This window comes from Allobaculum sp. JKK-2023 (assembly GCF_034745455.1).
Taxonomy (GTDB): domain Bacteria; phylum Bacillota_I; class Bacilli_A; order Erysipelotrichales; family Erysipelotrichaceae; genus Allobaculum.
Genome location: NZ_JAYERV010000003.1, coordinates 156,566 through 167,964, shown reverse-complemented (window position 1 = coordinate 167,964; position 11,399 = coordinate 156,566). Strand labels below are relative to the sequence as shown.

At 44.2% G+C, this 11,399-nt stretch carries 6 protein-coding genes; all 6 read left to right on the top strand.

From position 1 onward, the window contains the following. The first annotated feature begins 419 nt into the window (after positions 1-419). The 6 genes from ppdK (at position 420) to U4956_RS00745 (ending at position 11,346) form a co-directional block, all read left to right on the top strand. Positions 420-3,050 (top strand): pyruvate, phosphate dikinase, encoded by a 2,631-nt coding sequence (gene ppdK, locus U4956_RS00770; RefSeq protein WP_323091418.1) that lies wholly within the window; start codon positions 420-422, stop codon positions 3,048-3,050. Between the two features lie 229 nt (positions 3,051-3,279). Continuing rightward, on the top strand, positions 3,280-3,948 hold the full coding sequence (locus U4956_RS00765; RefSeq protein ID WP_323088274.1) for an IS607 family transposase: 669 nt from the start codon (positions 3,280-3,282) through the stop codon (positions 3,946-3,948). A 29-nt stretch (positions 3,949-3,977) separates the two neighbouring features. Continuing rightward, complete coding sequence (locus U4956_RS00760) at positions 3,978-5,621, top strand: hypothetical protein (protein ID WP_323088272.1); 1,644 nt, start codon at positions 3,978-3,980, stop codon at positions 5,619-5,621. A gap of 874 nt (positions 5,622-6,495) precedes the next feature. Further along, a complete protein-coding gene (locus U4956_RS00755; RefSeq protein ID WP_323088270.1) occupies positions 6,496-7,620 on the top strand; it encodes an ROK family transcriptional regulator in 1,125 nt (374 codons plus the stop codon). Positions 7,621-8,504: 884 nt separating this feature from the next. Then, on the top strand, positions 8,505-9,557 hold the full coding sequence (locus U4956_RS00750) for an NAD(P)-dependent alcohol dehydrogenase (RefSeq protein WP_323088269.1): 1,053 nt from the start codon (positions 8,505-8,507) through the stop codon (positions 9,555-9,557). 313 nt (positions 9,558-9,870) lie between these two features. After that, positions 9,871-11,346 carry an MFS transporter gene (locus U4956_RS00745; protein WP_323088268.1) on the top strand — a complete coding sequence of 492 codons (1,476 nt, stop codon included), beginning with the start codon at positions 9,871-9,873 and terminating at the stop codon, positions 11,344-11,346. Positions 11,347-11,399: the final 53 nt, after the last annotated feature.

Here is an 11,399-nt window from a genome sequence, read left to right as displayed (position 1 = left end):
TGTTTCGCTTCTTATTGGATCAGCAGGCCAACACTTCAGATATTACCGCAATCGCAAATTATTATGGGATCTCTGTAAGTGAACTGATTCAGAACCCTTCAATGATCAGCAGACCGCTGGTAACCGTTTCCAATACGCTGTCGGATAAAGAAGTCGACTTTTTGGTAGCGCTTGAACAAAAAGAATACTTTGAGCAGTGTCTTCGCAAGTGTACAAAGCGCGCCGTATGCCCGGCAAGACAACACAAAATCGATGTTCTTTGTCTCAAAACAGACGCAGAATCTTTGGAAAATAATTCAAAAACGGAACAGTTTTCAATAGAAGAGGCCACATTTCAGCCGGAGTTTGGGGGCTTTATTCCTTTAAAAAAATTTTGGGGTAGAATGTTGGAGTATGAGAAAAATATAAGGAGGAAACGCATGGAAAAGAAATACGTTTATCTTTTCAATGAAGGCAATGCGGATATGCGTGAACTGCTCGGCGGTAAAGGGGCCAACCTTGCCGAAATGAGCAAACTCGGTATGCCTGTACCAAACGGTTTTACCATCACGACTGAAGCTTGCAACAAGTATTATGACGACGGGGAAGCAATCTCCGAAGATATCCAGAAACAGATCTATGAGTATCTCGATATTCTCGAAAAAGAAACAGGTAAAAAATTTGGGGATCCCGAAAATCCTCTGTTAGTATCGGTACGTTCCGGTGCCAGAGCCTCTATGCCTGGCATGATGGATACCATTCTGAACCTCGGTATCAGCGATGAAGTTGCCGCTTCGATGGCGGAAAAATCCGGCAACCCACGATTTGTATACGATTCTTACAGACGTTTCATTCAGATGTTCTCTGACGTCGTTAAAGGACTTTCGAAAAAGCGTTTCGAAGAAATCATTGATGAACTGAAAGCCGAAAAAGGCATTAAAAACGACCTTGATCTTGATGCAGATGACATGAAAGTTCTCGTCAAGAAATTTAAAGAATTCTATAAACAGGAATTAGGCGAAGACTTCCCGGCAGATCCTAAAGCTCAGATGATGGAAGCCATCGAAGCCGTATTCCGTTCCTGGAACAACGAACGTGCGATCTTCTATCGTCAGCAGAATGATATCCCATCTGACTGGGGTACAGCTGTTAACGTACAGATGATGGTATTCGGTAACATGGGTAACGATTGCGGTACTGGTGTTGCCTTCACCCGTAACCCTGCAACCGGTGAAAACACTCTGTATGGTGAGTTCTTAATGAACGCCCAGGGTGAAGACGTTGTTGCGGGTGTTCGTACACCAAACAAAATCAGCCAGTTAAAAGAAATTGCTCCTCAGGCTTTCGAACAGTTTGTAAATATCTGCGATACTCTTGAACATCATTACAAAAACATGCAGGATATGGAGTTCACCATTGAAAACGGCCGTCTGTACATGCTGCAGACCCGGAATGGTAAACGGACTGCTCAAGCTGCCCTGAAAGTTGCCTGCGATATGGTCGATGAAGGCCTGATCAATACAGACGAAGCACTGCTCATGGTTGAACCACAGCAGCTCGATTCCTTATTACACCCAATGTTTGATGCCGATTCCCTGAAAGCGGCTGAAGTCATCACAACTGCTCTTCCAGCTTCTCCAGGCGCTGCCTGCGGCCAGGTTGTCTTCTCTGCTGAAGAAGCCATTGCTGAAGCTGAAAATGGCAAAAAAGTCGTTCTGGTCCGTCTGGAAACTTCTCCAGAAGATATCCAGGGTATGGCTGCTGCTGAAGGTATCCTCACCGTTCGTGGCGGTATGACTTCTCATGCGGCTGTCGTTGCCCGTGGTATGGGTGAATGCTGCGTATCCGGTGCTGGTGACATTACAATCGACGAAGAAAAAGGCGAATTCTATGTAAACGGCCAGACATTCAAACGTGGTGACTGGATCTCCTTAGATGGTTCTACGGGAAAAGTTTATGGTCAGGCGGTTAAGACTGTTCCTGCTGAAATCTCCGGTGACTTCGAACGCTTCATGAAGTGGGCTGACGATCGTCGTCGTCTGCAGATCCGCACGAATGCAGATACCCCAAGAGATGCTGCACAGGCTGTTGCTTTTGGTGCGGAAGGTATTGGTCTGGTTCGTACCGAACATATGTTCTTCGACGGAGACAAGATCAAAGCGATCCGTGAAATGATCGTTTCCAAAACTCCAGAACAGATGGATGCTGCTTTAGCAAAACTTGAACCACTGCAGCAGGCTGACTTCGAAGGAATCTATGAAGCAATGGAAGGCCGTCCAGTGACAGTTCGTTACCTGGATCCACCTCTGCATGAGTTCCTGCCGCACAAACCTGAAGAAGTCGCTGACCTGGCTGCTGAAATGGGTATGGAAGCAGAAGAACTGCAGGCTGTAGTTGATTCTTTGCATGAAGTCAACCCAATGATGGGCCATCGTGGAAGCCGTCTGGCTGTTTCCAATCCTGGTATTGCCAAGATGCAGACTGAAGCCGTTATCCGCGCTGCTCTCAACATCAATAAGAAACATCCTGACTGGAACCTTGAACCAGAAATCATGCTGCCATTAATCGGCGATCTGAAAGAGTTGAAATACGTTAAAAAGATCGTTGATGAAACAGCACAGAAAATCCTGGCTGAAGAAGGCTCCGACATGAAATACCATGTGGGTACAATGATTGAAGTTCCACGTGCTGCTCTGAAAGCCGGTGAACTGGCTGAAGCTGCAGAATTCTTCTCCTTTGGTACAAATGACCTGACTCAGCTGACATTCGGTTTCTCCCGTGATGATGCGGGTAACTTCTTACCAGAATACTACGATGCCAAGATCTACGATCAGGATCCATTTGCAAGACTCGACCAGTCTGGTGTGGGTGAACTGATTAAAACTGCGGCTGAACGGGGTCGTGCAACTCGTCCTGACATCCACCTTGGTGTCTGCGGCGAACATGGTGGAGATCCAAACTCCATCGAATTTGTAGACGGACTGGGCCTGGATTATGTATCCTGCTCTCCATACCGTGTGCCAATCGCCCGTCTGGCTGCTGCTCAGGCTGCAATTAAACACTCGAAATAAGCATTTGATTCTGAAAACAGAGGCCTAAGGCCTTTGATTTCTGAATTTGAAGGCTCTGTCATTGATTCTTCGAATCTGACAGAGCCTTTTTGCTTTGCCGTAAGATTCAGCGGGTACACAACTGTTACCTTATCTTGGCGAATCAAGATATTAATATTCTTATATAACTATTTTATAATTCAACTAATTGTGGATTTTTTATGGTATCATTCAAACAGGAGATGACGTTATGATCGGTCCTGAAGACTTAAGAAGAGAACGTTATACCACTGGACAAATTGGAAAACTTGTAGGGAAAAACTACCATACAATTGCCCTTCATAAAAACAAGGGCATGATTAATATGGTGCAGGATCCAGTTTCCGGGTTCTGGTATGCCGATAAAAAAGACCTGATTGATTATCTGAAAAAACTCGGGTTATGGAACAATTCCGAGAAAAAGAATGCTATCTATGCCAGGGTTTCTTCCCATGATCAAAAGAAACATGGTGATCTGGACAGACAGATCGGCAGGCTCTGCCAGAAAGCTTCTAGCGCAATGATCTTTTCTGATGTTGGCAGCGGCCTGAATACAGAACGAAAAGGACTAAACAAACTCATAGACGAGGTTATTCATAATAAGATTGATGTCCTCTATATCACTCATAAAGACAGACTCACCAGATTTGGATATGGCTATCTTGAAAAGTTTTTTAATGCCCATGGAGTCAAAATCATAGTGACCGAGGATAAGCCGGATAAGAACTATCAGGAGGAGCTGGTAGACGATATGATGTCGCTCCTTGCCTTCTTTTCCGGGCAAATGTATGGAATGAGAAGTTCTCAAAGAAAAAAGATTGCACAACAGGCCAAAGAAGCAATTGAAGAACCTCTCAAACAGGAAGAAACAAAAGATTGAGAGGCCTGTAAAAGAAAGGAGCTGCGTATATGGCGACAAAAATGAAAATTCGAGAAAAAGTCCCTTATCAAAGAGCAGCTCTTTTTGATGAAGAATCGTTTACACTCACTTCCTCCGGCCGTTTTGGTAAAGAAGGATGTCTGGATAAAAAATCACTGCTCAAACCAAAGGAAGAAGCTGTGGCGCAGCTGGCGGAACTTAGAGCCTATATTGAAACAATGGCAGAACATTTTTCCCGGATGGTTCATTCGGCATGGGTGATGATCTGCCATGGATTGGAAGATGGTGAGATTAAAGCTTCTCTGACCAAACAGTATTCTGTTAAAGCAAGAGCAGCGAATGCGGCAATCAACCAGGCTCGCACCAGAATGAATTCCCTGAGTACTCTCAAAGTGACACAGATGGAGGAGCTTGAATCCAAAATCAGCGCCTACGAGGAGCTGCTTGAAGATCAGAAAAAGGAGCATAAAGAATGGCACCAGGGCGTAAACTGGCATAAGCCGCAAAAAGGTGACTGCCAGAAAAACAGATACTGGAAGCGAAAACTCAACAACATGAAAAACCGCCTCCATGGAATGAAGCAGAAACTGGCTAACTGGAAAGAAAAAAATGAAAACAGTTCTTTTTCATGCTGCTTTGGATCTAGAAAACTCTTTAAGGCTCAATACCATTTAATAGAAGCAGGATTTGCAAACCACGAGGAATGGAAAGCGGCCTGGAGAAAAGCCAGAAAGAAAAGCTATTATCTGTTTGGCAGTTCGGATGAGACTCAGGGAAACCAGTTGTGTCAATTAACACCAGAATCTAAACTTGGCTCTGACTGGTTCAGTCTGCTTCTTAGAAGCGGGTTTAAAGATGACAAAACTGAGCATCACATCGCAGTGCGGATTCCATATCTGAAAAAAGAACTGAAAGACAATCTCGAAAACCGCTCTGTTTCCTATCGTTTTGTTCTGAAAGATAAAGGACTGTATATCCAGCCGATGGTTACAATCCAGAAAAAAGAAACCTATGAACCACAGGGAATGCTTGGAATCGATATTAATGATGGATTCTTCTCGGTTACTGAAAGTGACAGCCAGGGAAAATTTGTTTCTTCCCAGGATATCACCTATTCAAATTCAGGTTCCAAAGCGGTAAATGCCACCGTTATGGCTCAGAAGCTGTCTGAAATTTTTACCCGAGCAGAGAAGCTCCATTATGGGGTTGCCATCGAGACAATCAATCTTACGAAGAAGAAAACAAAGATTCAAAAGAGATGGGAAAGAAAATATAACCGAATGATTTCAAATTTCCCATACTTAAGATATATGGACAACTGTGAAGCATTATCGCTTAAAAGCGGTGTTCCACTTTATTACGTCTCTCCCTACTGGTCATCTGTTCTTGGGGACGAGAAGTACTCTGAAAAGCTGGGGATCAGCCGTCACCAGGCGGCAGCCTATGTGATTGCCCGGCGGGCTCAGAATTACAGCGAATTCTATATTCCTCCCAAAAAAGGAAAGTCCAAAGCAAAGAAGTCTAAAATAAAGAAGTCTGAAACAAAGAAGTCTGAAACAAAGAAGTCTGAAACAAAGAAGTCTGAAACAAAGAAGTCTGAAACAAAGAAGTCTGAAACAAAGAAGTCTGAAACAAAGAAGTCTGAAACAAAGGCATCAAAACCATGTGCGTAACTGGCATTCAGCAATGATGTAAGTCCAATCTGCTTTGAAAATTCAGCCTCTTAGTCCACTTGATTGAAGAGGCCTCACTTGTTTTTATTGCGGCATGGGCGAAAGCCCAAGGTGTCTTGCAATGTATTTTTGAAATGCATTTAATCTGCAGTCCGCTATATATGAAGCGAGTCCAACTCTGTACAAACGCAAGTTTGTTGGGCACGGAAAAGTTTATCCTTCATCCCGGTTAATGGCCAGCGGATCATTAGCCTTGCTCTGAAGGTGAAAGAGCTTTTTTCAACCCGGCAGAGGAACCAGCCGTAGGGACTCTGGGGCAGCTTCATTTTATCCGTATAGCTGGATTAGCTAAAAATAGGCTACGGTAAAGAATGGCCATTTGCTTCTACGGTTTGATCCATTAAGCAATGAACGAAATAGATTTTCTTTAAAATTTGGATAAGGAAATCAGCTCTTACACAAATAATAAGTTTAGCTCCCATCGATATTATGGATGATAGCAATTATCGCTTAGCTCAATAATCCAAATTGTGATAAGCAGCCTCATCTCGAATTAGGCGTTGTTTTTAACCAACGCTATGAATGATGCAAGCTTATTCATTCGCCATGACTATTAGTGCTAAAAATTACATTTGCGTAAGGTCCGGAAATCAGTCCATGTGCGAAGAGAATTCATCAATTATGAATGGAGACTCAATCGAATGAATGGCGAGACAACGCGATTTCGACAAGAGGAGAAGTCTTGCAGTCTTTTCGTGAATCTTCTAATCTGGTATATAGAAACTTTATAAAACAGATTGTCAATGACCCCACTCAGACTACCTGCTTAGCCATTTGGATGGGGTACCCTTGCTTGGCTTATGGATGGTGACTTATGAAATCTTCTTTCAAAAGCAATGTAGATGTAAAACGCCGCAATCGAATTCAGACGTTTCGATGTATTCTCTCCAATCAGCGTGTTTCCCAGACCGAACTTTCAAATCGGCTTGCACTCAGCTGGCCGACAATCCTGGCAAATGTAAAAGAACTTCTTGAAATGGGCCTCATTCAGGAAGTTGGTCAGTATCAGTCCACAGGCGGCCGCAAGGCCAAAGCGTATGCTCCGGTTGAGGATGCCCGGCTTGCCGTCGGACTGGATCTGACGGCAAATCACGTCAGTGTGGTCCTGGTCAATCTGGCTGGAGAAGTCCTTCGGTATAAACGAATAAAAAAGCCTTTTACTTTTGACGAGAGTTATCTTAAAGACCTGGGAAATCTTGTGGTAGAAATCATCCGTGAATATGGTCGGGCAGAGTCAGTCCTTGGAGTTGGAATTTCTCTGCCTGGGATTGTGGATAATGAAGCCGGACTGCTGAGAGATTCTCATGTACTGAATTTAAAAGATGTCCCTCTTACAGCGTTTTCCCGACATATTTCTTATCCTTGTAATTTTATCAATGATGCCAATGCAGGCGGCCTGGCTGAAATTTATGGAAAGACGTCTTCAGAAAACCTGGTCTACCTGTCATTAAGCAACAGTGTTGGCGGAGCGATTCTCAACCAGGGTACCTTATATACAGGAAGCCATCTGCGGGCTGGTGAATTTGGACATATGACATTGGTTATTGGTGGCAAACCATGTTATTGCAAAAAAAAGGGATGTCTGGATGCCTATTGCAATGCCAATGTTCTGTCTAAGCAAACGAATGGCGATCTGGGCGCTTTCTTTGCAGGCCTGTCTGAAAATAATCCTGAACTGAAACAGATCTGGGAAGAGTATCTGGATTATCTGGCCGTTGCAATCAACAATCTGCATATGTGTTTTGACGCTGATGTGATTGTTGGAGGATATGTGGGAGCCTTCCTTGAAGAGTATGGCCAGTCGCTTAAGGGAAAACTGGAAAACCGCAACACATTCGGTCTGGATTCTTCCTATCTGAAGTACTGTAAATATCGCCTTGAAGCTTCTGCCGTCGGGGCCGCCCTGACGCAGATCGAAGAATTTATTGACACCCTATAGGAGCGCCCTGAGAATTTAATTTTCCATGCGCTGTTTTGTTTTCAGCTGCATATGACTGTTCGTATGCGGGGAAATAATGTTTTGGAGACGGTCAAATTCAGTGTTCGCCAATCCAAGTAAATAGAACAAAGTAAAGGATAAATTTAAAGCCGATTTTGTCGGAGCGGTTTTTGCTTGCTCTGACAAAATCGGCTTTTTGGCTTATTTAGGTCCTCCGCATTTGCTGGTGGTTTATGGTTGTGTGGGGAATGTGGGTGGATGTGGTCGGACCACATTTTAATCGTAGAGCGACGATCTAATGTAAGAAAACATCATTGATTTGAAATAAGGCGAATGATGGATATTGATATTCATTGTTTTCGAAAACTAAGATGCATTTTCAGCCAGATCCGCTCATAAATTTTTCCTCCGCTTAAACCCTTGACAGTGGGACCCCTGCCCCCTGGACCCCTAAAAAGCGTCCCCGTCGGTTGAAAAATATCTCCCGATAGGGACGCTGGCAGTCTACCAGGGGGCAGCCCACTGTAAAGGGCCGCTTCGAAAAAATTTAATCGCTCCGTAAGTCAATGGGATACCGATTCTCCATAATGGTTGAAACCTCAATGGAAATTGGTCCCCTTTAGGCGACCACAAATAGTTTGTGGAGGGTACCTCCAAGAAAGTGTGGGAAACCACAATTTAGTTTAGAGGAGTAGACCAACCACCCACAACCTTGGATATTCCTTATTTATCGTTGTGAGGGGTGACGTGTGAACAGTAACTGAGCTTTAAATCTTTATCAAAAAATCGGGAGAGTGTATTGACAATTCAAAGCAAAGCTGGTTTAATGAAATCACTTACATAGATACTTTATAAAAGTATCTAAAGTTTAGGAGGATAGAGTAATGAATGGAATGATGAAAGTGGCAGTAATGGAAGGAATTGGCAAAATGGGATATACCGAACGCCAGATTCCAACACCAAAGGATGATGAAGTTCTGGTCAAGCTTGAGTATGTCGGAATCTGCGGCAGCGATATGCACTATTACGAAACAGGAGCAATCGGCGATTACGTCGTTGAACCACCTTTCGTCCTCGGCCATGAACCAGGCGGAACGGTTGTCGAAGTCGGTAAGAACGTCAAGCATCTTAAAGTGGGTGATCGGGTCGCTCTGGAACCTGGAAAAACATGTGGTCATTGTGAATTCTGCCGTGAAGGTAAGTACAACCTCTGTCCGGATGTAGTATTCTTCGCTACTCCGCCAGTCGATGGTGTCTTTCAGGAATATGTGGCTCATGAAGCGGATCTCTGCTTTAAACTGCCAGATAGTGTCAGCACGCTCGAAGGCGCGTTGATTGAACCGCTGGCCGTAGGATTCCATGCTGCCAATCAAGGTGGGGCCCATGCTGGGCAGACCGCTGTTGTCATGGGAGCTGGCTGTATTGGTCTGGTTTCCATGATGGCCCTTAAAGCTGAAGGAGTCAGCCGCGTTTATGTCGTTGATGTAATGGATAAACGTCTGGAAAAAGCTCTGGAGCTGGGAGCAGACGGGGTTATCAATGGAAAGAATGAGAATGCAGTGGAAGCTGTAAAACGCCTGACCGATGGAAAAGGTTGTGATCTGGTGATCGAAACAGCCGGAACAGAAATCACAACCCGCCAGGCGATTCATATGACCAAAAAAGGGGCAACTATCGTTCTTGTCGGTTACTCAAAAACAGGTGAAATGACGTTGCCAATGAGTCTTGCACTCGACAAAGAGCTGACTTTCAAAACGGTTTTCCGTTATCGCCATATTTATCCGATGGCTATCGACGCAGTCGCTTCCGGAAAAGTCAACCTGAAAGGATTGGTTACAGACGTATTTGAATTCGATGACATCCAGAATGCAATGGATCGCAGCGTTGCAGATAAAGCTAACATTGTCAAAGCGGTTGTAAAAATCGAAAAAGAATAAAGATTCCTGTCGGCTGCAGAAATAATCTGCAGAAAAAAGTGGAATTCAGGAACAATCTGAGGAAAAATTGAAAAACGATTGAATGATCAGTCAGAGATCCATGCAGGGTGCTTGACTTGAAACGATACGAATCAAATCAAAAATGAGTTCATACAAAAAGTAGATTCAGACGATTATTTTGATCGGCAGAAAGCACCTTACAAACAGATTGGATTCATCAGCGGCTCATGCTCGTGAAAGTCTGGGCAGCACTCTGTGATAAGGCTATTTAGAAGGGAAGAGAGCCAGTTGAAAGGGCCAGGGAGGAAACAGGATGAATGAATACGAAATGCAGCCAGAAGGTGAACTGGCTGCAGCGTTAAATGAATTTGAAAGTCAGAATCAACGTTTTTTTGAGCAGTCTGTAAAAAGGCAGACTGTTCAGGAAAAAACAAACATTAGGGTTTCGCTTCTCAGTAAGATTGCTTATGGATTTGGAGATGTAGGATGCAATTTCAGCTGGATGTTTGTCAGTAATTTCCTGATGATTTTCTATACTGATGTCTGTGGAATTTCGATGGCTGCTGTTTCAATGCTGATGCTGTTTTCCCGCTTTTGGGATGCTATCAATGATCCGTTGATTGGCAGCCTCAGCGACCGGACACGAACGCGCTGGGGGCGTTACCGCCCCTGGCTGGTGTTTGGAGCGCCATTGACGGCGGTTATCCTGGTCCTGACTTTCTGGGCGCATCCAAACTGGTCCGATGGGCCCAAAACCATCTATATGTATGTTACATATTGTCTGCTGGTCCTGGGATATACGTGTGTCAACATCCCTTATGGGACCTTATGTGGGGCAATGACACAGAATATGGAAGAGCGGGCCCAGATCAACACTTCGCGCTCAGTCTGTGCCATGATCGCAATCAATATTATTAATATCATTACGCTTCCACTGATTGCTTTATTTGGTGGAAATAATCAATCCCGGGGATATCTGCTGGTGACCATTCTGTATGGAGCTATTTTTACTGCCTGTCACTGGTTCTGTTTTGCCAAAACCAGAGAAATTGGCAGTATTCCAGCCAAAGAGAAAGTGTCAATCAAGGTTCAGCTTCAGGCTGCTCTTGCAAATAAACCGTATCTGGTTGCTCTTGCCGGTCAGCTTCTATTTGGACTTGTTCACTATGGACGCAGTGCAAATCTGATGTATTACTTCAAATATGTAGAAGGAAACGAGGCACTTTTTACAACCTATTCCCTGGTTTTAATCGTTCCGTCCATTATTGGAGCAGCGATGTTTCCCCTGGCTTTCAAATGGCTGGGCAATAAAGGACATGCCGCTTCGCTGTTTGCGGCAGGAACCGGAATCTGTGTGGTTGCGCTGTACTTTTTCAGTCCGGTTTTCTCACCTGTTCCGTTTTATATTCTATCGGCTCTTTCCCAGTTGTTCTTCTGCGGATTCAACACTGCGATTTATGCCATTATTCCTGATTGCGTAGAGTACGGAGAATGGAAAACTGGTGTTCGAAATGACGGATTTCAGTATGCCTTTGTCTCCCTTGGCAATAAAGTTGGCATGGCTATTGGAACTTCGGTTCTGGCTGCAGTGCTTGGTGTTCTGGGCTTTCAGGCCAATCAGATCCAAAGTCCGCTGATTCAAAATGTAATCCGGCATTCTTTTTCAACCATTCCTGGAGTGTTATGGATTATAACTGCGATTATATTGCTTTTTTACTCGATTAACAAAAAATCATATAATCAGATCATCGCCGATCTTGCTGCCAAAAAACAGCCTTTCCGCAGCTGATCTGCCTTTCACGTCTTCAGGCTCAAACCAACAGATGAGTCTGAAGGCTTTTT

What these genes read in the sequence shown, in the direction of transcription:
- U4956_RS00750 (WP_323088269.1), top strand. Translation starts at nt 8,505, where the DNA reads ATGAATGGAATGATGAAAGTGGCAGTAATGGAAGGAATTGGCAAAATG.
- ppdK (WP_323091418.1), top strand. Translation starts at nt 420, where the DNA reads ATGGAAAAGAAATACGTTTATCTTTTCAATGAAGGCAATGCGGATATG.
- U4956_RS00765 (WP_323088274.1), top strand. Translation starts at nt 3,280, where the DNA reads ATGATCGGTCCTGAAGACTTAAGAAGAGAACGTTATACCACTGGACAA.
- U4956_RS00760 (WP_323088272.1), top strand. Translation starts at nt 3,978, where the DNA reads ATGGCGACAAAAATGAAAATTCGAGAAAAAGTCCCTTATCAAAGAGCA.
- U4956_RS00745 (WP_323088268.1), top strand. Translation starts at nt 9,871, where the DNA reads ATGAATGAATACGAAATGCAGCCAGAAGGTGAACTGGCTGCAGCGTTA.
- U4956_RS00755 (WP_323088270.1), top strand. Translation starts at nt 6,496, where the DNA reads ATGAAATCTTCTTTCAAAAGCAATGTAGATGTAAAACGCCGCAATCGA.